Source organism: Aureliella helgolandensis (assembly GCF_007752135.1).
GTDB lineage: Bacteria > Planctomycetota > Planctomycetia > Pirellulales > Pirellulaceae > Aureliella > Aureliella helgolandensis.
The window spans coordinates 2845225-2870196 of sequence record NZ_CP036298.1 but is presented as its reverse complement, the minus strand read 5'-3'; the positions used below and the strand labels follow the sequence as shown (position 1 = coordinate 2870196).

15 protein-coding genes, 1 tRNA gene and 1 other RNA gene are annotated in these 24972 nt (G+C 54.7%); 7 read left to right on the top strand and 10 right to left on the bottom strand.

The window, feature by feature from the left end; genetic code table 11:
- The first annotated feature begins 64 nt into the window (after positions 1-64).
- On the top strand, positions 65-577 hold the full coding sequence (locus Q31a_RS10270; protein ID WP_231691137.1) for a TadE/TadG family type IV pilus assembly protein: 513 nt from the start codon (positions 65-67) through the stop codon (positions 575-577).
- 34 nt (positions 578-611) lie between these two features.
- On the opposite strand, the gene Q31a_RS10265 is transcribed toward Q31a_RS10270, so the two are convergent.
- Entirely contained in the window at positions 612-1568 is a 957-nt protein-coding gene (locus tag Q31a_RS10265) for a GDP-mannose 4,6-dehydratase (protein WP_145077229.1), read from the bottom strand.
- Positions 1569-1626: 58 nt separating this feature from the next.
- Positions 1627-2817 carry an amino acid aminotransferase gene (locus Q31a_RS10260; protein WP_145077227.1) on the bottom strand — a complete coding sequence of 397 codons (1191 nt, stop codon included), beginning with the start codon at positions 2815-2817 and terminating at the stop codon, positions 1627-1629.
- 112 nt (positions 2818-2929) lie between these two features.
- On the opposite strand from Q31a_RS10260, the gene Q31a_RS10255 reads away from it, so the two are divergent.
- A complete protein-coding gene (locus tag Q31a_RS10255; RefSeq protein ID WP_145077225.1) occupies positions 2930-3190 on the top strand; it encodes a hypothetical protein in 261 nt (86 codons plus the stop codon).
- A 62-nt stretch (positions 3191-3252) separates the two neighbouring features.
- Positions 3253-4542 carry a tyrosine--tRNA ligase gene (tyrS, locus tag Q31a_RS10250; RefSeq protein ID WP_145077223.1) on the top strand — a complete coding sequence of 430 codons (1290 nt, stop codon included), beginning with the start codon at positions 3253-3255 and terminating at the stop codon, positions 4540-4542.
- Positions 4543-4576: 34 nt separating this feature from the next.
- On the opposite strand, the gene Q31a_RS10245 is transcribed toward tyrS, so the two are convergent.
- Positions 4577-5350, bottom strand: coding sequence for a TatD family hydrolase (locus Q31a_RS10245; protein WP_145077221.1), 774 nt, complete (start codon positions 5348-5350; stop codon positions 4577-4579).
- Positions 5351-5422: 72 nt separating this feature from the next.
- An RNA gene (gene rnpB / locus Q31a_RS10240) (RNase P RNA component class A) lies at positions 5423-5839 on the bottom strand.
- Between the two features lie 256 nt (positions 5840-6095).
- On the opposite strand from rnpB, the gene Q31a_RS10235 reads away from it, so the two are divergent.
- Positions 6096-7121 (top strand): hypothetical protein, encoded by a 1026-nt coding sequence (locus Q31a_RS10235; RefSeq protein ID WP_145077219.1) that lies wholly within the window; start codon positions 6096-6098, stop codon positions 7119-7121.
- Between the two features lie 120 nt (positions 7122-7241).
- On the opposite strand, the gene Q31a_RS10230 is transcribed toward Q31a_RS10235, so the two are convergent.
- A tRNA-Gln gene (locus tag Q31a_RS10230) sits at positions 7242-7312 on the bottom strand.
- 47 nt (positions 7313-7359) lie between these two features.
- Entirely contained in the window at positions 7360-8091 is a 732-nt protein-coding gene (locus Q31a_RS10225) for a redox-sensing transcriptional repressor Rex (RefSeq protein WP_145077217.1), read from the bottom strand.
- 369 nt (positions 8092-8460) lie between these two features.
- Here Q31a_RS10225 and Q31a_RS10220 point away from each other — a divergent pair, with 369 nt between their 5' ends.
- The 3 genes from Q31a_RS10220 to Q31a_RS10210 all read left to right on the top strand — a co-directional run bounded on the left by Q31a_RS10220 (position 8461) and on the right by Q31a_RS10210 (position 13811).
- Complete coding sequence (locus Q31a_RS10220) at positions 8461-10152, top strand: hypothetical protein (protein ID WP_145077215.1); 1692 nt, start codon at positions 8461-8463, stop codon at positions 10150-10152.
- A gap of 473 nt (positions 10153-10625) precedes the next feature.
- On the top strand, positions 10626-11681 hold the full coding sequence (locus Q31a_RS10215) for a DUF1573 domain-containing protein (RefSeq protein WP_145077213.1): 1056 nt from the start codon (positions 10626-10628) through the stop codon (positions 11679-11681).
- A 375-nt stretch (positions 11682-12056) separates the two neighbouring features.
- On the top strand, positions 12057-13811 hold the full coding sequence (locus Q31a_RS10210; RefSeq protein ID WP_145077211.1) for a BBP7 family outer membrane beta-barrel protein: 1755 nt from the start codon (positions 12057-12059) through the stop codon (positions 13809-13811).
- 297 nt (positions 13812-14108) lie between these two features.
- Here Q31a_RS10210 and Q31a_RS10205 read toward each other — a convergent pair whose 3' ends face one another.
- From Q31a_RS10205 to Q31a_RS10190, 4 genes are all read right to left on the bottom strand, one after another.
- A complete protein-coding gene (locus Q31a_RS10205) occupies positions 14109-19259 on the bottom strand; it encodes an Ig-like domain-containing protein (protein ID WP_145077209.1) in 5151 nt (1716 codons plus the stop codon).
- Between the two features lie 1115 nt (positions 19260-20374).
- Positions 20375-22330: a BamA/TamA family outer membrane protein gene (locus Q31a_RS10200; protein WP_197356616.1), complete on the bottom strand. Its 1956-nt coding sequence runs from the start codon at positions 22328-22330 to the stop codon at positions 20375-20377.
- A 62-nt stretch (positions 22331-22392) separates the two neighbouring features.
- Positions 22393-23820, bottom strand: coding sequence for a BamA/OMP85 family outer membrane protein (locus Q31a_RS10195; RefSeq protein ID WP_197356607.1), 1428 nt, complete (start codon positions 23818-23820; stop codon positions 22393-22395).
- A 137-nt stretch (positions 23821-23957) separates the two neighbouring features.
- Positions 23958-24791, bottom strand: a complete 834-nt coding sequence (locus Q31a_RS10190; protein WP_145077202.1) for a tRNA (5-methylaminomethyl-2-thiouridine)(34)-methyltransferase MnmD — start codon at positions 24789-24791, stop codon at positions 23958-23960.
- Between the last annotated feature and the right edge of the window lie 181 nt (positions 24792-24972).

Sequence of the window (24972 nt, the reverse complement as noted above, 5' to 3'; positions counted from 1 at the left end):
ATTTCCGTGCATGACGCTTGAGTGGCGAGTTGCCACCAAGTCCCCTTCCTTCAAAGCGACAGCAATGCATCGGTTTACACGCCATAGTTCTGCCCCATCATCTCGCAGCAAGACGACCAGCTCATCCCAGCGCCGTGGGGCGGTCACGGTTGAGTTCGCAATCTGCGCGATGGTGTTCTTTATGTTCGTGTTTGCCCTGCTGGAATTGTCGCGATTTTTATTCGTTCAGCATTCCATCCAAATGGCCGCCTACGAAGGTGCTCGCATCGGTATCATCCCAGGAGCAGATAGCGATGCAGTCAGAGTGCGAGCTCAGAACATCCTGAATGCGACAGGAGTGCGAGTGGCCAATATCGTGGTCACCCCAGAGAACATCGACAGCACCACTCAGGAGGTGCGCGTTGCCATCAGCTGCCAATTCAGTGACAACAGTTGGCTTCCTCCCACGTACTTGAGCAGCAGGAACGTCAACTCCACGATCGCTCTGCAACACGAAAACATGGCCTACCTTCGGCCGGGAGATACCAATTTGGAAGATCTCATTGGCAACAACAACAACGAGCCGATTGACGAATAACCGAGCAAAAAGTCACTTCGCAAGAACGATTCAGCTAATGAGACTGGCTGGCCACGTCATGGATAATTTGACTTAAGGACGCTTGCGGCACCCAATCGATTAAACCGCGTGCCTTATCGATCGAAGGCACTCGTCGTCGCATATCTTCAAATCCCTCGCCGTAGACTTCCTCATACGGAATACGGACCACCTCCGAGCTACTTTTCGTTTCGGAGACAATTTTCTCCGCCAAATCTAGGATGGAAATCTCTTCCGTTGCCCCTAGATTAACGACTTCCCCATAGGCAGCTTGGCAGGCCAAGAGTCCGACGAGGCCCTTGACGACGTCGGTCACGTGGCAGAAGCACCGCGTCTGGCCGCCATCACCATGGACCTGGATGGGAACTCCCGACCGCGCCTGCTTAACAAACGTCGGGATTACCATTCCATACTGGCCCGTTTGACGCGGGCCTACCGTGTTGAATAGCCGCACCACGACGACTGGCAAGCGAGTCGTTTTCCAGTAGGCAATCGCCAGGAACTCATCCAGCGCTTTGGCGCAAGCGTAGGCCCAACGATGCTTGGTGGTTGGACCAGAAAGCCGGTCTCCATCTTCCTCAAAGGGCACTTGGGTTGATTTCCCGTAAACCTCAGAAGTGCTGGTCAGCAACAGCGGTTTTCGATAGCGATTCGCTTGCTTCAAGACGACCTGGGTTCCGGTTACGATCGTATCGATAGTCTCTACCGGCTTGTCCATGATCAGCTTAACACCGACGGCAGAGGCCAAGTGAAACACTGCATCACAATCGCGAATCGCCTCGTGCACCAAGGCTTCATCGGTAACAGACCCCACCAAAATTCTTAAGCTTGGTTCCCTCTCCACCGCGCTTAAATTCTCGATGCATCCGGTCGAAAGATCGTCGAGTACCGTCACACGGTGACCGGCAGCCAGGAGCGTCTCAGTCAGGTGCGACCCGATAAAGCCGCATCCTCCGGTTACAAGATATCGCATGTTGGGGACCTAGTTCTAAGGTTGCAGGCGCTGGTGGTGTGAGTGTTCAACGCAACAGCTAAACGCTCGTGGCTTCCGCAATCGCTGCCGTCAAAATGGAGAGATTGCTAGGGGTTATCCCAGCCACGTTGATTCGGCCACTGCCCACGATATAGATCCCTCGCTCGCTACGCAACCAATCAACCTGCATGGCATTTAGGCCACTGAACGAAAACATTCCGCGTTGGTCGAGTAGGAAGGAGTAATCGACACCACAATTCGTGCTAGCCATTCCTTCTACAAATCGCGTTCGCATTTCGTGAATGCGGCCCCGCATGGCCGCCAACTCCTGCTCCCACTGCGAACGCAGCTCTGAGCTGCCGAGGATGGTTGCGACAATTGCGCCGCCATGCCGTGGAGGATTGGAGTAATTGCTCCGAACCGATTGCTTGAGTCGGCTCGATACGTGTGTCGCTGCCTGATCGGTGCTACATACCGACAACAGTGCCCCCACGCGTTCGCTATAGAGACCAAAATTCTTCGAATAGGAGCTGCAGACCATGAACTCCTGATGCTGCTTGCTAATTTCCTGGATCCCCACGCGATCCTCCAGCAACCCCTCACCAAAGCCATGGTATGCAAAATCGATCAGTGGGAGCATGCCTCGAGAGGCGAGCAACTCAGCGATCTCGGCCCATTGTTGTCGCGTGGGATCGATGCCGGTTGGATTGTGGCAGCAAGCGTGCAGGCAGACGACGTCGCCGATTCGTCCATCGCGTTCGAGGGTCTCCAGCATTCCGGACAGATCCAGCGACTTGCGATCCGCAGACAGATACGGATAGGATTCCGTTGCCACACCCGCGGTCTCAAAAACACTGGTGTGGTTGGGCCAGGTGGGCGTACTGGTCCAGACTCTTGAACCACGCAGATTCGCAGCCAGGAAATCGCCCGCAACCTTCAACGCACCGGTTCCTCCCGGCGTCTGCACGGCCGCCACTCGGCTCGCCGGGACGAGGTCGCCCAGGGCCAAGTCGGAAGCAAGTCGCAAGAACTCCGGCAACCCCTCGATTCCCAAATATCCCTTAGTCTTCTCCGATTCGAGCAGCAGTCTCTCGGCTGCCTTTACGCATTCGAGGATGGGAGTTTGCCCCTCCGCGTCGCGATAGACCCCAATCGTCAGGTTAATTTTCTCGGGGCGTGCATCGGCCCGAAAGGCATCTGTTAATCCCAGAATAGGATCGGGAGCGGCTAAGGCAATCGACTCAAACATCTCGTTATCTTCGACTATAGGGGGTACCGATTGGGGGAAAACACATCCGGCAGAGAGCACGGCTAAGGGAGTAGCATCCTATGAATTTCGGATTTGGTCTAGTCCACCCGGTTTGAGGCCGCAGATCGATAGCCCCTGCACTTGGGCTGCAATTGTTTGGAAGGGGTGGGAAGGCGCCGACGCCCCCGCGAGTCCCCAGCTCGATCGACTCGATGAAACGCCTTCCCCTGGAGGCTTGGGACGGCGTCCAGCACGGGCTGCTCCGGTCCTCAATCCGACGCTCGGGCGAGCCCTACGACAAATACACTACGACACGGGCCGCGTCGTGGATGACACTCTGGCAGGCATTGGTGAACTCAGTGGAGCATTCTAGAATAGATCGCCAAGCTTCGATCGCCCGCCCGCTCTACTCCATTTTCAATGACCAGCACCGCCATGAACGCATCCCACATCCTCGACGAACTCAGCTGGCGCGGTTTGATTCATCAAACCACCGATGAGCATGCACTGCGAGAACTCTTGAAGACCCCTCAAGCCGTCTATGCGGGTTTCGATCCGACTGCGTCGAGTTTGCATTGCGGGCACCTGCTGCCCTTGATGATGCTCCGCCGTTTTCAGCAGTTGGGACATAAGCCCATTGCTTTGGTAGGTGGTGCCACTGGAATGATTGGCGATCCCAGTGGAAAGAGCGAGGAACGCGTGCTCCTTTCCGAGGATGTACTGGCTGAGAACGTGGCAGGCATGCAGGCCCAAATGAGCCGTTTCCTCGACTTTTCCGGCGCCGCTGCCGCCACATTGGTGAACAATTTGGATTGGATGGGGAGTTGGTCCTACATCGGTTTCCTACGCGATGTGGGCAAGAACTTTCCAGTCAACGTGATGCTTGCCAAGGACTCGGTCAAGGGTCGCCTCGAACAGGAAACAGGTCTGAGCTACACCGAATTCAGCTACATGCTCTTGCAAGCCTATGATTTTGCGCATCTCAGCCAAGAGCAGAATTGTTTGATCCAAATTGGTGGAAGTGACCAATGGGGAAACATCACCGCTGGCATTGACCTTGGGCGTCGCATGCACTCTCGGCAGCTGTTTGGGCTAACCTGCCCGCTGCTGATGACCAGTGACGGCAAGAAAATGGGGAAAACGGCCAAGGGCGCCGTGTGGCTCGATCCCAACCGCACTTCTCCCTACGCTTTCTATCAGTACTGGATCAACGTGGGCGACGAGGACGTCCTCATGTGTCTGCGTTTTCTGACGGAAATCGCGCAGGACGAATATCGAACGCTGGAACAAGCAGTCGCCAGCGAACCCCAGAAACGCGAGGCCCAGAAACGCTTAGCAAGCTGGATGACGGAGTTCGTGCACGGCTCGGAAGGTTTACAAGCCGCCGAACGCGCCACCCAAATTTTCTTTGGAGCTGAGATCGCTGACCTCAGCGATGCGCAACTTACAGAAATCTTCCACGACGTCCCCAGTGCTACTGTCACAGCAGTCGAACTCGCCAGTGGACTGTCTCTCATCGATGCGTTGGTCCACGTCGGTCTGGCCAAGAGCAAGAGCGATGCTCGGCGGACCATTCAGCAGGGAGGGGCGAATATCAACAACCTCCGCATCGATGATGTCGACTACCAAGTCACTGCAACAGATTTAGCGAGCGAGACAGTGATCGTTCTCCGTAGTGGCAAGAAGAAGTTTGCCCTTCTGCGCACTAGCGACTCCCCAATTTAATGGGGGCTGTGGTGCGGGCTCGGCCCCCAGGAAGTTACCAGGAACCGAATAGCCGCTGAGCATTGGCAGTCGTCTGCGCCGCAAAATCGGCCAGACGTACCCCGCGAATCTCAGCCACGAGCTCAAGAGTATGGGCCACCAAGGCAGGGTGATTGGGGCGTTTTCCGCGGAACGGATGCGGCGTGAGGTAGGGGCAATCCGTTTCGACCAGAATCCGGTCGGCGGGAATCTCTTTCGCGATTTCGCGTATCTCTTCGCCGTTCTTGAAGGTCACCATGCCCGCAAAGCTAATGTACAACCCCAGCTCCAAACACCGCCTAGCAACGTCGACTGGCCCGGTGAACGAGTGCATAACACCTCGCAATGCCCCCAGCTTCGCTTCCTCTTCCAGCAATGCCGCAGTCTCGTTGGCACACTCGCGGGTGTGAATGACCACGGGCAACTGCGTTTCACGGCTGAGCGCTAAATGACGGCGAAAATAGTCGACTTGAACTTCCCAAGGACAATCATCCCAATGGCGATCGAGGCCGGTTTCCCCCAGGGCCGCTACCCGTGGGTGCAGACACATCCGTTCGATCGTGGCCCAATCCTCAGGAGCCGACTGGCAGCAGTTGTTGGGATGAATCCCCACTGCAGCGCGTATCTCCGCAAATTCTTCGGCCAGTTCGATGCACCCCTGCGAGCTCTCCACAGTGGTCCCCACACTTAGGATTCCGCGGACATTCGCTTGCCGCGCCAGCAACAGGAATTCCTGAATATTGGAACGCAGCGTGGGATCGTTCAAATGAGCGTGGGTGTCAATGATCACAAACGTCACTTCTTAATAAAATCACATTCCAAATCGAAAGGCACTCCTCTTTCTTGAAGTGCGGAACAAAACGGCACAGGTTGGCCGATAAGCCGGGTTCTGTCTCACCCACACACCTTGCTGTTGCAAAGTCGTGAGTGTTGACGGCCATTTATCTAGGACCGCAATTGCTCACGGCCTCCAGCAATCTACCCGAGAGTCCGACGACCCGGGCCAAGTCGTGTGGCCAGTCTTACGACAGCCACTCCTCTCTGTTTGATCTTGCTTCGAGCGGGGTTTACCAAGCCACCCAAGTCACCTTGAGCGCTGGTGAGCTCTTACCTCACCGTTTCACCCTTACCGCACCCGGACATGCCGAATGTTGGCGGTTTGCTTTCTGTTGCACTTTCCCTAGTCTCGCGACTGGTCGGCGTTACCGACCGCTCTGCCCTTTGAAGCCCGGACTTTCCTCTCCTGGCAAATGCCAGCAGCGACCGTCTAGCCAACCTGTGCGAGCGGCATTATAGAGACGCGGTAGCGATTCCGCGAGTTCACTCACCACGACCTCGCGAACGCATGCGCGGCAATGCGGTGAAGTGCGCTAATACCGAAACCGAACACTCGGTTTTGCGCTGCTCGGCTTACATCGCGGCTGGGGAGATACTAAATTGGGACTTGAGCCCGTGCGTCGTCTCCATTGCGAATAGGATGGAGAACCGCCCCTCGCAATTTGACTTCTCCCCTCGTTTCAGGCTACACGACTCCCGTGACCGTAAAAATTCGGACATTTCGAAATACGGATGTTGCCCAACTCTGCGATGTGTGGAATGCCCACAATTCGGTCCTGGGCCCCGAGTGTACGATCGACCTACTCCGACTGGAACTCTGCAGCCTAGCCAAGCCCTTTTTCTGTGAATCAGATTTGCTGGTTGCCGAGCAGGACGGTAGTGTCGTGGGCTGGATCCATCTTGCCGGGCTTCCCAATGAAGATTTGTCCGACCTAGAACCCGGCGCAGGAGCCATTGCGGCCCTCTGTGTTGTACCTGGCGGTGACGAGGACCAGACGGCGGCTGAACTATTGAAGGCGGCTGACCAGATTTTTGCAGAGCGACAGATTCTGCAGTACGCGTTTAGGCCGATCTTGCCCAAGAGCGCATTCTATTTGGGCTGCGGACCGGCAGGCTCGATGATCGGACTAACTTCAAAAGAGGTGCGCATCCGCCGCTGGCTAATGCAATCCAATTTCAAGGCGAGATGTCCCACCAATGTGTGGGGACTCGATTTGGGGGCCTTCCAGCCTCCGATCGACCGCCAACAAATTCAGATTCGCCGCAGCGCACAAGTCAACCGAGGCGTGGATGAACCGTACTTACCCTGGTGGCAAGCCTGCCTGCTGGGGCACACCGAACCCAACGCATTTCAACTCACCCACCGCATCGAAAAACGCGTACTCCACGAAATTTTGTTTTGGACGGTCGCTTCGGAGTTGCAGACGACGCCAGGTTCAGTCGCCTGGATGTGGCCAGTGAGCCTACCTTCCAGCAGCGAACCGAGTTCGAGTGTGCCAACTCCCGCAAGTCGGGGGACGCTCGGAGCACCGAGCAGCGGTGATCTCGAGGCCGACCGGCTCGTATTTTTGGTGGGGGAATCTCTCAGGGAATTCCAGAACGATCGCCTCGATTCGGTCCGAACCGTTTCTGCGGCCAACGATTTGAAAATGAGTGGCCTGCTCCGCCGACTCGGATTCACTTCGATTGAAAGTGGAGTTGAGTTCGAAAAGAGAGTGGAGTAATCGCGCCAGCGAGATGCAGAGCCTCGATTCGGTGAGACCCAAGAAAAAGACCAATCATCTTTCGATGACTGGTCTTTTATATTCCTGTCACACTCTACCAATCAAGCAGAGAGGACTCAGCTACCGGGCAAGGACTCGAACCTTGAATGACTGAACCAAAATCAGTAGTGTTACCATTACACCACCCGGCAGTGTTGTGGCGGCAAATTAAGCTTGCTGTCACGCGACTCAGAGAATATTAGCTTGCTCTCTCGGAATTGACAACCGCGAAAGCTAATCTTTGTAGCTCAACAGCAAGATCGACATCTACGGTCGGTACCTTGACCGAAGTCGACAAACTTACTGGCGCAAAGTTAAGTATCCCTGTTATTCCCAATTCTGCAAGCCGGTCTGCCAGGGGGCGAGCCGCGCGAGCTGGGACGGCCAAAATGGCCATCTGGGCATTCAATCCAGGAAGCAACTTCTCTAAGTCCGCGATATCATATATGGGAACCCCGTCGATTGCATCCCCTAATTTGTCCTGATTTTCTTCGAACACCGCCACCAGGGTAAAACCCTGCTCTTGGAATCCTCGGTAACGCACGAGCGCATTACCAAGGTTACCCAGTCCAATCAAAACGGTATTCCAGCGGCCGTCTGTTCCCAAGGCGCACCGTAGGGCTCCCACTAGCCCGGCCACGTTATAGCCAACGCCTCTTTTGCCGAACTCGCCAAACAGTGCTAGGTCGCGACGGATCTGAGAATCGCTGAGCCCCAGTCGTTTTCCGAGAGCGTTGCTCTTGATGGTTTCCGTCCCCGCCCGCAGAAAATGCTGCAGCTCACGAAGATAGAGTCCCAGGCGGCTAGCGGTCGCCGGGGGAATGCCGCCCGATCGGACAGTTGGTATATGTGGCAAGGTTGGCCCAAAGGGGATCTCACCGGAATGGGGAGCACGGTGCTCCGCGTCGCCTGTTGACTCTCTCTTGGGCATGGGACGTCACAACCGGATTAACCGGTAATCTCCTTTCAACCGTTCTATCCAAGCCTCTCAGCTTGCGCAAAAGGCCTACTTCCCGCCGCCTATGCAAAATACCTGTTCAATGCTTGCCTGGTTGTCGATCTAACTGTTGCTAAGAGCATATTTTAGGCATTCTACCCTGCTTGTTCAGCTGGTAGCTCCTCGCTAATCGCAAAAGTTCGGGAGGAACATTTGAGGTTTGAGGGTCGAGCTCATATGTGATGGCTGTTGCAGAGATCGAAAACCTAAGTTGCGTGCTTAACACCTTTGGGCGAACTGGAACCCACCAGATACTCATCCAGTAAAACAAATGTACCAAGAGTTTTCTAAGGAGAACGGGAAATGAGAAGGCTGTTTGTATTACCAGTAATGCTTGCCGCTTTGGCATCAGCTCCTGCTGGTAAAGCTAACGCTGCATACTGCGGTGCGATTAGCTATCAGGATTGTGGCGGAAGTGTTGTCAATTGTTGCGAAGTACCTGCGACTCATACCGTCATGAAGACGGTTCGACGCACAGTATACGAGCAACGTACCGAGCAACGCACTCGCACAGAATACCAGACGGTAACTGAAGACAAGGTGATCAACACGACACGCATGCAGCGTGAAACGCGTTATCGCTCGGTCAACTACACCGTCCGCAAACCAGTGTACGAAACGAAGACTCGTCAGTACACGGTTATGAAACCAGTTCGCGAAACTCACACACGTCAAGTTACGTACAACGTACGTCGCCCAGTGTACGAGACCAAGACTCGCGAGATCAACTACACGGTCATGCGACCTGTGCACGAAACGCACAGCCGCGTGATCAACTACACGGTCAACAAGCCCGTGTACGAAACCCACAACAAGGTTGTCAACTACACGGTCATGAAGCCAGTGCACGAAACGCACGAGCGAGTGATCAACTACACCGTCCGTCGACCTGTTTACGAAACTCGTGAACGCGTCATCAACTACACGGTCATGAAGCCAGTTCGCGAGACACACGAACACGTTGTAAATTACACCGTGATGGTTCCTCAACAAGAAACTCGGACTCGTGAAGTTGTTCGGTTTGTTACCAAGCCAGTAAATTACACCAAGACCGTCCAAGTCAATGGTGGACACTGGGATACAACGACTGAAGAAGTTGCCGGACCAGTTCAACGCCGTGTTGTACGTGAAGCCGGTTACTGGGTTTGGGACGCATCGCAGTGCAAGTGCGTCTACTGCCCAGGCAAATGCCGCGTCGAGTGCATCCAATGCCCTCCTCGTACCATTTGCAAGAAGGTTTGGGTTCCAACCTGCGAAACCAAGGAAATCAACTGTGTCCGCTACGAACGTGAATGCGTTCGAGAGACAGTTCCTTACACCGTTTGCAAGATGGTTCCTGAATGCCGCAGCAAGACTGTAACTCACACGACTTGCAAGATGGTACCTGAGTGCCGCAGCAAGACTTGTAGCTACACCGTTTGCCGCACAGTTTGCGAGCCACGCAGCAAGACGGTTACTTACCAAACTTGCAAGATGGTTCCTGAATGCCGTAGCAAGACCGTTTGCTACACCACTTGCAAAATCGTGCCAGAATGCCGTCAAAAGACTGTAAACTACACGACCTGCAAAATGGTTCCTGAATGCCGCACCAAGACTGTATGCTACCGTACTTGCAACTGGGTTTGCGAACAACGCACCAAGAATGTTTGCTACACAACTTGCAAAATGGTTCCTGAGTGCCGCACACAGACCTACACCGTGTGCAGCTACACTTGCGAAACAGCCTGCAAGCAAGTTCCTTACACCGTTTGCGTTCCAGTATGTGAGCAAAAGACGATCAAGGTTTGCAAGCGAGTTCCAGTATGCGTTCCTTACACCGTAACGGTCTGCGTTCCAACCGTTGTTTGCGAGCAAGTACCTGTTCAAGTTAGCTGCGGATGCTGCAATGGAAACGGCCCTGTCGCCGGAATCCTGAGCCGAATCGGTAGCCGACTCAATGGCCTCGGCCATGGATGTGGATGCAAAGCTTCCTGTGGCAATAGCTGCGGTTGCTAATCACCAACACTCCAATTCGAACTTTGGTTGCCACTGAGCTCCTCGGATCACTCAGTGGCACCAAACCGGACTGGGGGCAAAAATTACCAGCTGTAACCCTTCAAAGTGTTGCGACACTCGATTCCATACCAAGAGTCAAGTGAACCGGTAAAAAACCTTCCACCCGTCCGGATGATGATCTGGTGGAGTTAAGCAAAAGGCGGTCCGTTTGCCAGGAAGGCGAATTGGACCGCTTTTTTTTGGTATTAGGGTCGTGCACAAAAAGCCTGCACCTCTTCAGCCAACTGCTGTCTTTCTTGCAGAATACTTGGTATTCTCCCCCAGATTGGTAAGATAAAAGAGGCTGAGGACTTACTTCCCTCCTCTGCTAGGCCTCGGTCCCTTGGGTCCGCTCCAAACTTTCCCATCGAGCCACTTGCACTTCAAACTACCTAGCAGTGCCACATCCCAATCCGAATTGGAGGTCCACCCCAATGCGACCCTTAGCAAATCTCTGCGCGGCAGCAGCCGTATGTGTTACCAGTACCTTGCAATTGCCCAGCCTGGAGGCCCAAGACTGGCTTCCTCAAGCGATTCCCGCCAACCAACGCGTGCACGACTTTGGTTCCGTCGCCCGTTCCGCGAACACCGAGCATCGTTTCTACCTAAAAAACCCACTGCAATCGGACATCCACATCCGCTCCATTCGCGCCAGTTGTGGTTGCACGACTCCCATCGTAGAAACCGAAACGATCGCGCCGGGAGAAACCGGGTCGATCCTTGCCCGCTTCAACACGGGCACCTTCACCGGGCAAAAAGCGGCGACTCTCACCGTCTCCATTGACAAGCCATTCTTCACGGAATTGCAACTAAATGTCAAAGGCTACATCCGCAGCGATATCGTCCTCTCTCCAGGAGAAGCCAGTTTCGGACAGGTTCCCGAAGGAGAACCCAAGGTCATCGAACTCACCCTCGACTATGCAGGACGGTCGGACTGGATGGTGAAAGACATCACCAGCCCTGTGGACTTTGTGACCGTCGACTTCGAGGAAAGTGCCCGCGGTGGTGGTCGAGTTCAATACAAGATTACCGCAACGCTAGCCGCCGATGCCCCGGAAGGTTTTCTGCAGAACCAGCTGGTTTTGCATACAAATGACCGCCGTTTGACCACAGTCCCGCTAGCATTGAGCGGAAAAGTGGAGTCAGCTCTGCAGGTGAGTCCTACGAACTTCGCTTTGGGTGAAGTTCAATTCGGTGATCCGATTGAGAAGCGATTGGTGGTCAAAGGTCGCGAGCCCTTCAAAATATTGGAAATGACCTCTGAAATCGTCGACATTGAGTACGAAACCAGCGACGAGGCCAAACCGGCTCATCTGCTGAACCTGATCCTCTCGCCCAAAGCACAGGTTGAAAATGGAAAGATCTCCGGAGAGCTGCTGCTCAAAACCGATCTGAGAGAGGACCCCGTAAAGATCAAAGTATCGTTCGATCTGCGGGCTCATTCGCCAACAGTGACGGAACCGGGGCCCGAGTTCCAAGCCGCCAACTAGCGTGCCCCGTTAGCTCTTCTTAGCCACCGATCTAGACAGTTCCTTATCTCTATTCCAAACGCTGGTTCCCTGACGGAATCAGCGTTTTTTCGTGTTTTGATCAACTATTGTCAAATTGTATCGGTTGTAAATTCTGTTCGGGCGTTTCCGGTTATATGCAGTTTGCTTTCGGAAATGCGGGTGGGATCAACGCAATTGCAATACATCGCGCGTCGCATGAGTCGATCACAAGGCAAGTGATGTCCTCGCGGACGGACCGTAGAGGACTCAAAAACACCTACGCACTCGCAGGCTGGCTCAAACGAGTTCACCCTGCACTGGCATGAATTTGCCGCAGTCAATGGATTGACGAAGACACTCGCAAGGAGCGAAATAGTGAAAAAGTTCTGGTTAAACAATCTGGCCCTATCTCTCGGCTTGATCGGCTCGTCGGTTGCCTTGGGCCAAAATTCGATGGGAACCAATAATTTCGGCCCCAGCTCCTATCCAGTTCAGGGGCAAATGGTTCAAACGCAATTGCCACAGGGACCGTTGGCACAAGGGCCGTTCCAAGTTCAAAGCTTCCGGGCGAATCCAGCATCGCAGCAGGGATTCAATGCACAACAACCCGTCAGCTACGGTGTGGTGGGACCACACCAGGGGCAATACTCAACCGTCGCTGCTCCCATGGGGCAAGCGGAGCCCATCTATAGCCAGCCCCTGCAAGGCAATTACACTCCCCAGGTCACGCAACTAGCGCCACCGCCAGCGGGCGGGAACATGGCACCCTATCAAAGCCCTGCCCCGCAAGGCTGTCAAAGTTGCGTCCAGGACAATTCGATCGCCTACGAGCAAGGCTCCAATTCGGCCTGGCAAAACTCGATGGCACCTAATGTCGCCAGCTGCGGCTCGGCACCGGTCTCCAGCGGATCTTTCGCAGGAGCGGGTTGGGGACGCCACGCTTTGGGCCAGAGCGGTCTGACCTCACTGCCGACCGGAGCCAAGCCATGGTTCTTCGGTGGCGGAGTGTTGCTCTTCAATCGTGTCGACAACACCAATAAACAGCTTAGCTTTAGCTCCACAGATTACGGCAACAATGTAATTGGCACACGCAGCGCACGCATGGGCCTGATGCCTGGCGTCGAGCTAACTTTCGGCAGATATTTCAACTGCGGTCGCAATGCGATTGCCATCAACTACTGGGGACTGTTCTCCGATGACGAAGAAGCCATGGTGACGGGAGCTGCAGGGGCGTACAACACACGCATCCCTTACACCTACCTCGACTTGCCAGTCAACATTGGCGCCTACGACAATGTTGCTGACGCTTACAACAACGCCCAGGTCCACCAACTCGAGCGCTCTAGCGAGTACCATAACGTTGAAGTCAGCCTACTGGGCTTTGCTTCCGGCGGAGCAGCTCGCAATTTCAATCTCCCGACCAGCGGCAGCATGTTCTCCGGAACACGTGGCGGGGGTTGTGGATATTGTGGTGGAGCAGGCTGTGGTGCCTGCGGCAGCGGCTCTTGCGGAACCAAATTCGCCACCGGCCCCTGTTGCCTCACCGCGCCAAGCTGCGGAAGTCGCCTGAACGTTTCCTGGTTGTCCGGAATACGCTACTTCCGGTTCCAAGATAACTTGACCTACGGTGCCAGTGTGCTGGATACCATGGTTAGCCGCGCGGCTGATGACATCTACTATGACGTCAATACCAGCAACGATCTGTTGGGTTACCAATTCGGCTCTCGCCTCGACTACTGCCTCGGTTCTCGCGTCAATCTCTATGCGAATGCGAAGGCCGGGATTTACGGTAACCGATCATCGCTGCACACGCGCATCTCGACCGTCGATCAAACCGCCATGGTGAACGACACTCGCATGCCCGCCAACCCGTACAGCGGCTCCTATATGTTCGATGCTTCCAAGACCGACGTAGCCTTTCTGGGTGAGTTGGGAGCGGGTGTTGGATACCGAGTCACGTCCAAGTGGACTGCAACCACTGGGTACCGCGTCGTCTTTGCATCCGGTGTGGCAACTTCGGTGGATAACCTGCAATCCAATTTTGCAAACGTCGCCCAAGTCCAAGACTTCTATAACGATGGAAGCCTGATCCTACACGGTCTCAACATCGGTGCGGTCTACAACTTCTAGTCGCTTCGCTGAATTCCCTGAAACCTCTCCGGTTAGCAACCGCTGGCCGAGAGAGGTCGGGCGAAAGCGATCGACGGCAGGAGCTGGACGAGTGCTCTGCAAACCAGTGCGTAGGTGAGAGAAATCTTTGGTCCATATCGCTTCCTAGCCAGCGAACTTCTTCAGGCATCGCGTTAGAAATGCATCAAGCCGTAGGGAAATCCCTACGGCTTGAGTCGTTTATGGACGCATTGAAATCAGAACCTCAGCCGAAGGAAGACAACTGCTTTGGCATCCCCCGCTTCAGACGGTCGGGGTCTATGCCAAACTGCGTTTCTTCCTAATGTCTTCAACGTCTGCCGCTAGAGCACTTAGAAAACCCTCTTCGCTAGCATCGGAATCATCGAAAATTCCATCAGTGGCAGCCAGGAATGCATTCTGACTTGCTGAATTACCGGAGTTCGAAGAGCTGGTGCTCGAATCGCCAGCCGCAATTGCCAAGCCTAATTCCTCAGTGGTTGACACAACAGAGCCACCCTCAAGTCCAGGGGCACTGGTGGCTAGACTACCGGCTGCTGGAGCAAGCAAGTCGACCTCTTGCGTGCCCTCTCCTTCGGCCTGAGCCGCTAGCGAGTTGGCATTCAGACGATTGATCACAAGCAGCGCGTCGATGGGAGCTAGGAATCCGTCATTGTTGGTATCAACATACAATCGCTTGGAAACTTCACCTTCACCAGCGACTGTCCCTAGATCGGTGTCGCCGCTATTGAGACGATTGATAATGCTCAGTGCGTCGATTGGGGAGACGAATCCATCGTCATTAACGTCGAGAGGGTTCTGAGCATTGTAATACCCCTCACCACCGCCACCGCCACCGCCAGTGGACGATAAAATTTGGAGTGTGTCAGAACCAAACCGAATCTGCCCGACGTCCAATGCCTCGACCGGATTGTAGGTCAACGTATCGTGCAAGGGTTTGATATCGGCAGGGTCTGCTACAAAGCTGGCCGTACCTGTCGCGTTGGCAGTCATGGTGACGGTGAACAACAATTCTCGGCCAGTTCCCAGCGGAATGTCGCCAGTCGATACCGCACCGAGCTCATTGATCAATCCAGTTGTGCGGATATCCCCCTCGCGAACGCGTTGGTAGTTTGAGCCGAATTGAACTTGGAAGCCCAGGTCGGGATCGTTGGTCGAACTGTCGACAACGCTCACCAGCGTCGAGGAGTAGAGGATATCTTCGTAGGCAGCAAATACACCCAAGCTGCTACCGGCCGAACGCAAGTCCTGCACATAGCCACGCAGCTGGAATTGGCTGCCGACGGTGATTTGGTCGATCGGTGCACCACTAAGATCGGTCACCGACAAATCCAAGCCAACGATCGGATTCTGTGTACCAACCCGCAGTGTAACCGTGGCGACGCTTTGAATACCACGCGAATCAGTGATCGTGTACTGGAATTGATCCGTACCGTTGAAATTGCTGCGAGGCGTGTAGAGCAAACCATTTCCGGCCGTATTGAGTTTGACCAAGCCGCCGTTGATGGTATTGGTGTCAAAATCCGCAATCGACAGGTTTCCAACCGATCCAGGAAGATCGTTCTTCAACACGTCGATGGGTACTTGAATTGCACCAGCTGGGATCGTGTTGACTAGCGAATCGTCCACAGCCACCGGGAACAGTGCACCATCACCGACAACTTCCAGGGAAGTTCCCAAGTAGCGGATGCGTTCCACTGGCACGGGTGTAGAGGAAGTGTCGAACAACAGACTGTCCGAGGTTGGAGATACATCGGCTGGATCTGGGAAGAAGGTTGCAATCCCTGGCGAACGAGCTTCGAAGGTGATGGAAGCCACCTTGACCGGCCCTGGCTCTGCCATGGAGCTCAGCGAGAAAAAGGCTCCGAACTCTTCGATGATTCCAGGAATGGTGGCATCACCGTTTTGTCCATCGTTGTAGTTATTGAAGAAGGACGCTTCAAAGTTCAATCTCGAGTTCGTGACGGTTGGATTGACCGTGGAAACCAGTTGTAGATTGTAGAGGATATCAGCGTACGCGGCGAACACACCAGCAGCCGTTCCGGGGTTTGTCGAATCGTGGCGGAGATCATCTACCACAAAGTCGATGACAAATTTCTCTCCTTGGGGAATGGCTGTAATCAATTGCCCATTCAGGTCTCGAGCGACAAGCTTGATTTCCAAATCGTCGTCAGCTCGGTCACCGGGCAACGTGTGTAGCGTAACCGTAGCACTCGACTGATTGCCCGATCCATCGGAAACGGTGTACCTGAACGTCTCGGTACCGCCAAACGATCGAAGCGGCGTATATCGCAGTGACTTGTTGCCCGTTGCGATCGTGATCTTGCCCCCCTTATCCGGTTGGGTCACCGAAAGGATATTGAGAGCACCATTCTGCCCCTCGATATCATTGGCTATCACGTTCAAGGGCAGGTCGATGGCGTTGACAGCGACATCATAACTATCATCCACCGCTTCGGGATTATCGAAGGACAGGGTGACATTGACTACGACCGTGGCGGTATCAGTGTCCCCCACTGCATTGCGCACCGTGTAGGTGAAAACATCCTGTCCGATGAATCCGCTTCGAGGCGTGTAGAGAATCGTTTGATTGCTGGAAATCGTGGCCGTTCCATCTGCCGAAGTGCTACTCACACTGACAATTTCCAAGCCGTCGCCGGGGAGTTGGAAATCATTGGCCAGCACATCAATTTCGTTTAGCACGGAATTGCGAGCCACGGAGTCGGAATCGTCGACCGCCACCTCAAAGGCATCGACCACGTTGACCACGTAGTCTTCAATTTCCCCTCGGCTAACGCTGGCGTTTGGCCCAGGACTAGCCTCACTGCTGTAGATTACCCGAGCAAAGGTGTTCCCCAGCAGAGCACTGTTCGACGCGGCAAAGGTGATGTTGGAAGTGCCAGTAGCCACCAGTTGGGAGGTGATCACCCGTTCATCGGAAGAGAACACGCCGTTTTTGTTGTAGTCAATCCAGGCATTGACATAGGCTGGAGCACCGGTGGTATTGTTGGCCGTCACCACCAAGCGATTGCCCGTGCTGCCACGCACCAACGGCCGTGCCAATGCAACTCCATCTTCATCATCGCTACCGTTGGTATCATCCCCCTGCGCGTTATCGGAGAAGAGGCTGGCCGCTTCCGCATCCCAGTTCGCACCCAATCGCAGGCCGGGATCAAACCCTGCCGAGGCCACGCCGTAACTGGCTGGAGCATCGCCAAAATCGACCGTCAGCGAATTGCCAAAATTCAAGCCTAGGATGCGAGTGGCGTCAATCGCAGGATCGCCAGTGATGGTCACCACATGTTCGTTATCAACCGCGGCACCAGGATAAGTTTGGACGTAACCGCCAGCCGCGACTTCGCGAATGGAATAGGTGCCCGGACCTGGGAATTTGAGCTTATAGGAACCGTCGGCCGCCGTCTGCGTTTGAGGTTCGCCGATATCGATACGATTGTCGTTGTCCAGGTCGATGTAGATGAAGACGCCACCAATGCCCACTTCGCCAGGATCGCGGAGCGTATTGGCGTTGGCATCGTTCCACTTCATGCCGGTGAAGTTCTGGTTGAGAAGTTCCTGGCCAAAGTTAACGTTATTGACCGTTTGATTCAAAGCTACCGTGACATTTACGGCCGCAGCCGTCGTTGGTGCCCAGCCAGCACGACTTTCGACGCGAAGTTGATGCGTACCAGGGGGAACCGATAAACTGTAATAGCCTTCTGAGTTAGCGACGCCGAAGTATTCTCCTGTGTCCAAAAGTCCATTTTGATTAGCGTCGGCCCACACGCGCACATTCGGTCCGGCTCCATCCCCGGCATCGAGTGTACGACTCAGGTTCTTATCATTGTAGACTCGGCCATTGACGACTGCCGCATTCCCTTTCCCGGTGGCAAGGGCGTACGCCAACAATCCTGCCGAATCTTCGATCCCAATATTCCCTTCAGCTGGAGCGTAGTAATCACTCACGAAATCGAGATCGATATCATCAGTGGTTCCAAATATTCCATCAGGCCCTACCCCCAAACGCGAGGGACCAATTGGTAATCCCCCCGAATCCATCAAGCTGAGAGTAGCATTCGCATTGTCTTGATGACGTACGCCAAACGAATGTCCCAACTCATGGCTAGCAGTATTTCCCATGGCGGTCGCCATCGCCGTCAGCAATGTGACATTGGCAGCGCGAGGTACGGCCCCCACAAAGTCACCACTGGCTGGGTTCATGTAGACATCGGGAAGGACAATGACAAGCCCTTCGGTCTCGAAGTTTCCGACATCAATGCTGTTGGAGATTCCCCGAACAGGAAGCGGGAACTGAACGCCGTCTCCAGCGATGATTAGCTGGGTGACATTCGGAACGCCAACTGGATCAAAGTCTGGATGATCAAAACTGTTTAAGAATTGAATGTCAAAGTGACCATTAACTCCATCGACTCCACGGTATCCATTGGTCGTAATTCCCGGAAGACTGCCAGTGAAGTTTTCTTCAAGGACTGCCATGAATTCCCGCACAAAAGCGGCTTCATCCGTTGGCTGTAACCCAGCTTGCGCGAAATAACTGGTCATCGGCGACAGTCGTACTGTCCCGAGTCCTAGTCCAAAAGTATTCGTGTTAACTCGCGCTCCGTCGAAGTCGACATACACGATTTGAGTTGAGCCAATGGGCTGCTTTTCGAGCTCTGGCCGATACGCCTTAGCAGTCAACGTATAAGCGGTCGTGCCATCAGCGACCCGGAAGTAGTAGCGACCGTCCTCGGGGATCGTGTAGGCAAACGAAACCGTACCATCGATAGAAAGAGGCGAGGCGGATGTATAAGCACTATCGGCAATCAACCCCGTGGTCCAAGCGGGCGTTGTTCGCCCCGCAATTTCTTGTCCGCGAGAGTTCAACAGCGTTACGTCAAAAACCACGTTGATGGGGGCCACAAGCTTGACGTCGATGATATCGCCACCGCGAAGGTCCATCGAGAACCAGTCTTCGTCCTGCTGGAATCCAAGCGTCGGGCTGAGGGCGCCTAGCGGAGGAATTGTGCCGCTAATATTGATGATGGGCGTCTTGCCAGATGCAGTACCAAGCGGAATGAAATTTGCCGTCGTTCGTCCCCCATTGGGTTCGACTTCAGCGACATTCAAACTCGCTCCATCGTATGCATCCAGGCCTTCCGCGACCAAACCGCTACCCGAGGATCCGCTCGAAGTGGATTCGTGCCGAGCTTGATATTGAGCGTGTGTTAGACCTTGGACATAGTCACCAGAATGCAGACCGATAGACGGGTAGTAAAAGCCGTCCGAAAATGCCACTAAATCGGCGGCGAGTAACTCGCGCTTTTCTAGCGTTTCGACCAGACCTCTACGCAAGGTTGTCTTTTTATGAGCTGTTGCAGCGGCACGAGTCTTGGTGCGCTTGCCAAACAATCCTATCTTGCGAGACTTCACGTTTTAGTCCTCTGCTGGGTCGAACGGCCAATAATGAGAAGCGTTATTCGGGGGGGAGACTCGAGCACTCGGCAGCCTCAATGCGACAAAATCTTAGTGAAAAATTCTGCGGACCGGAGCTGCGGAGCTACCAAAATGGTACGAACCGCCAGTTTTGCACGTTCCACGGAACGCTGTAGGTAAGCACTGCATCACTGGGAATACAGGTAAACCAGGCAGCCTAGTGGGAAAAGGCAGCCTCGATTCTAATTCCACTCCCGCAAGTGTCAACGAAACGCAGTCGGACTCTGACGATGTCGACCCGCTCCAAGTTCCTAAACAGCTCCCTTTTTTGCGATCCTACCGATTATGCGGGCTAGAATCCTCAACCTAGACCACCTCTATCACCCAAACGACCACAATCATTAAAGTTTCAGTGGCCTCTCCCAGTCCTCAACGCCCGAAAAGTGCCACCCACCTATCTCGATAGGTGCCACCCATTTTTCGCCGTCCTACGCAATCATTGCGGATTGCAAGCATTCCAGCCTGCACACCTGCGGAGGGGGCCCGAAAGAAATTCTCGATAGGTGCCATCCACCTTTACCTAGCCGCGATGCTAGCAACTCTTGAACGGCCAGCTCCAGGGGGAGAGGGTAGAATCCCAATGGCTTCTGACTGGCTTAGTCTTTTGCCTCCCCAAGCGGTCAGATGGCGTAGAGAAGGTGTCGATAGGTACCACCCATCTTTCAGATCGCCCCAAAGGTGCCACCCACCTATCTCGATAGGTGCCACCCATTTTTCGCCATCCTACGCAATCATTGCGGATTGCAAGCATTCCAGCCTGCACACCTGCGGAGGGGGCCCAAAAGAAATTCTCGATAGGTGCCATCCACCTTTACCTAGCCGCGATGCTAGCAACTCTTGAACGGCCAGCTCCAGGGGGAGAGGGTAGAATCCCAATGGCTTCTGCCTGGCTTAGCCTTTTGCTTCCCCAAGCGGTCAGATGGCTTAGAGACTGGGAAATATGGAGCTGAAGAAATTCTAATCCGAGTGCAGGGTTTGGGCGGTGGAAGGACGATTCCCACCCGCTCCATCCGAGTGCGCTCACGATGAGTCGCCCTCGGTGCGTTGCGAACCTAGCGTGTCATGCCCATGAAGAAGCTGAAGATCTGGCGGTCATCCGAATCGGCGTAGGCGACCGGGACGGCAAAATCAAAGGCGAGTGGTGCTGGTCCCAGAGCCGGAACCGAAACGCGGAGGCCTAGCCCCGGAGCGACCCGGAAATTGTCGGCATCGATCTCGATTTCTTGCTCAATCGTGCCGTAATCCACAAAGGCGACGCCGCGCAACATCTCGTCAGCAGTTAGAGGGAACACGTATTCGAGGCTCCCTAGGAACATGAATTCGCCCCCAACCTGCACATCGCCCACTTTGGGGCTGGCTCCGCGAAAGCTGAAACCACGCATGGTGCTATAGCCCCCCGCGAAGTAGTTTTCGAAAATTGGGGTATCCGAACCGGTGAAGCCGAACTTCCAAGTACTTGCCAACGTGTGGCGGCCCCCCTGATCAGGGCGTTCGTGGATAAGGAAGTAACGACTGATGTTCACCTGACCACGGGTATAATCCCGTTCACCAAAGACCTGGTCGACGATGACCTCTAGCAACCCACCCTCGGTTGCCATGAAAGGACTGTCGCGGGTATCCCGAGCCAATCGAGCACGAGCCGTGTAAAGATCGGTACTGCCAATCGAATCGTCCAGCTCAGCGACTCCGGCAATGCGAGGGTCGTACAGTTTGACGTCTTCCATCCGTATCTCGCCGCTCAGTGCAATATCCTTGGTGATTTCGTATCCCAAGGAAACGCGTCCCCCCAATCGTTGCTCCGTCCAGTCTCGGTATTGCCGAGAGTAGAGGAATCCCCCCACGGTTAAGCTGTAGGGCAGATATCCGAACAAATTTCGTTCGCTCCAACTAACGGTGTAGCGTTCGACTTGGGTTCCCGGCATGATTTCTGCGCGGAACGTCTGACCGTATCCACGAAAGGCTCTTCCCGACCAAAGATCGTCCCAATTTCGTGGAAACCGCCGAATATCGAAATTGCGTTCATCAATAACCAGCTGGCCTGCCACTCCGAGGTCACTATTGACGGAGCCGCCCAGCGTAATGCGTCCGGTTCGGCCTTCCGTCACGTAAACGTCCAAAGGCGACGTTCGCTCACGAGGCTGGTTGCGATTCAGTGATGGAGCGGTGATGCCAATCGTGGGATCAAAATTGGGAACCGATCCTGGCGCCACGAGGGAACCATTGTTGTCGTAGGGGACGGAGCTCGCACCCGGAGCAAGGGTTGCTCCGTAGTCGCTTGGCGAGGCCAGCAAGCCGCCGCCCTGATAACTACCCGGCGATCCGTAGCCGTAGTTGGGTGAGCCATAGTTGGTCGGTGGAGGTAACGAGTTCCCAGTTCCCACCGTCGGTGGAGGCAGTACTTGCCCGGTTGCAGGCGTTCCATAGGGATTGCCGGAATAGGGGGCTGCTTGCGTAGCAGGCTGTGCTGGAGCCGTGTATTGCACAGGAGTTCCAGGGCCCGTCTGCGGCGCGTACCAATTGTTGGTGGCTGGACTGGCTGCAGGTGGGCCAGTGGCACTCGGCTGACTGGCTTGCATCGGAGTTCGGTAGAGATCCGTCCCTCCAGCAGTCGCACCATTCCATTGGTCGGGCGACTGTCCTCGAATCGTTGCCGAAGCGGTTGTGACCGCTGGCGATGTGCTCGACGGCGACCGCATCGTGGATACTGCCTGGGAAGCTTCGCTAGCGTTCTCTCCCACGCCAGTGTCAGGTACTGCGGGTGACTTAACGAGTTGGCTCTGCAGTGAATGGCTGGCTGATGGATTAGCCGCTTCATACGTCGCAACGTCGTCGCCACCGCTGCCGGTACCCGAGCGATATTTGCTGGTCGGTAAATCGTAGTCGTCACTGATCGCCGGGGTATGCGCCATGCGACATCCGGTTGCAGCCAGACACAGTCCACCCAAGATTAACGTGGCGCACAGCGGGCCCCAGCCCGATGGTTTCGTGTTTAAGACGTCCTGTCTCATTGGGTTTCCTAAAATCATGCGACGCGCAAGGTGGTAGATGCTTTGGTTCTCTGGCACACGAATCAAAACTCTTCTAAATCTTGTGCATCGGGTGGTCGAACTTCAATCCGTGGTGGTTCGCCCATCGCCGGGTTCGATTCAAATATTTGGCTGGCCTTCAAACGCCGTTCCGAGTCCTCGAGTTCCTTCAAGTCAATAAATTGACCCTCTCGAATTCCCATCATGTTCAAGACAACGTTGTGAGCGGTATGGCTGGAGTCCCCTTCGATATGGACATTAATCTCACCTGCTCGGTAGCGATCTCCCTCGTTAATCTTAAACACGAGATCCAGCATTCCCGGTTCGTCTAAAAAACGCGGCTCAGGCACAATGTCGACGAATACAAAGCCTTCACGGCCATAGTAATCGTTGCGTAACTTGCGTTGGTCTCGACTCATTCTGCCGAGGTTGAAAGCATCTCCCGCTTTCGTTTCCAGGGCGGCCATCAAGACTTCCGTCGTAAAGGGCTCGTAATGGTTCCCGACAATCGTCACGTTGCGAACTTTGTATTGTTGCCCTTCGCTGATCACGAACGTCAGGTCCAGAAAGTTCCCGTCGTCGTAGTAGTCGTAGAAGTAATCAACTTTGGCTTGGAAGTATCCCAGCGATCGGTAGTAAGCGACGAGGATCGTTTTATCGTTGTCAAATTTTTCCCAGTTGGCGACGTTGCCCATGTAGGGAGTCGCACCACCGCGGGCGTCCTTCGAGCGAATTTTGGTTTTGAGCAGCGAAGTGGAAAAGACGGAGTTTCCAATCAGTTTGATATCCCAGACTCGCTCGACCGGCCCCTCATAGATATCAAAGAAGACGCGACGGTCATCCTTGCGATTGCCCTCGCGCACCTCGATCGCCACCTGATTCAATCCCTTTTCCAAATACAAATCGACCAAGCGCTGCCTAGCCATATCCACGGAAAACGGGTTGGCGGGATCCCCAACTTTGATGCCACAGTGCTTGCTCAGCATCGATTCATCGAGTCGAGTATTGCCATGAAACACCACCTCCGTGACGGTGGGATTCTCAACCACCAGCAACTCGACGACCACCCCGTCCTTGTAGTCTATGAACTTAGGGGTAATTGTTCGAAACAGCTCCGTGCCATACAGCGCGTGAATATCAGATTGAAGCTGCCGCTCGTCGTAATTGCGGTCCACACGGGTCTGCATGTGCGACAAGATTTTATGCTGGCTGACAGTCTCATTCCCCTTGATTACAACCGCTTTTACAAGTTTGCCGGTGTGCAAGCCACTCAGACGTGGCCCACCAGCTTCCCACACTCGATCGCGAAATTTGGGATCGTTGAAGGCCGGAGCGGCTGCTCCACCTCCACCGCCTCCTCCCCCCGGACCTTGTGCGGCGGCATAGGAACTCGTTGCGCACACAACGCCGCAAACGATCAACACCAAGCGTGAATGGAAACGTCGTTGAATGATGTTTTGCCAACTTTGCATGCTTGTTGTTCCCTGCTTAAAACTGAAAAGGGCGTTTCTGGGCTGCCAAGGCATCATATTGGCAGTTGGGGACCAAAAACGGTTCTCCGTGATTGGGTAATTACCTAAAGGTGAAACGAAAGACAATAGGAAATCAATTACTGCGGTCGGACGGCCCGCAGAACTTCGCGTTTCCCGCCAGCCGGTCCTGCCAATCGCTCGGTTTGGAATCCGACGGAACCGATTTCCCTCCGGACGGTCCCTTTCACGCAGTAGCTGACCAGAATTCCACCGGGCCGCAGTGCTTGGAATGCTGTCGAATAGACAGCGGGAGTCCACAGCTCCGGACAGCTCTCGGGGCTGAACGGATCAAAATACACGGCATCTACCGGTTCCCGGTCTTGATCCACCTTCTGTTGGGTGGGAAACCCTTGTGCATCGCCTTGCCACAGCTCCAGTGTTGTCTGCAGGCCCAGTTGGCACGAGGTGATGCGCGGGAGCGGCCCGGGCGGCCAAGGTGGTAGTTGATCGAGCCAATGTGCTAAATCGGCTTGGAGCGGTGCTAACGCGTCGAAGCAGTGGTCCGTTAGCCAAGTTGGAACCGCCTTGGGCCAGCATTCACCGAGTTCCGCTTGCTGAACCCTTTCCACCAATCCCAGCCCCCGTACCAAGTCGCCCGAAACGAGATGCAGTTCAAGCGCCGTGTAGACCAAGGGAACACGGCAGGCTTCGGCCAGAGCAGCGGTTAGGAGCAGGGCAGTGCAGGTTCCCAAGCCGTACTCGAGAACTCTTGTGGCTCGACCGGTATGCAACCGTTCCGCCACACCACTGTGGTCCAGATAGACAACGAGCGTCTCCGACAATGCGCCGCAGCCACTATGGAAAGTCTCGTCCAGCACGCGGTGGCGAAGAGTACGACTGCCATCATCGGTGAGGACCCACTCCAGCTCGGGGCAGCCTGCGGGAAAGCGAGCGCGGTCGGGGATCGCCATAGTGGATTGACTAGCTAAGTTGGGGCAATTGTGACAGGAAAGTCCGGCGATTAGACTTGTAGTCGGCGACGCCTGTCCGAACAACCTCTTCTAGTCTGAGTTTGAGCAATTGAGTATTTTTTCGCAACACTTCGTTTCCCCGCAGTGGGTTTTGAGATCGAGTTCTCCACCGTCCCCGGCA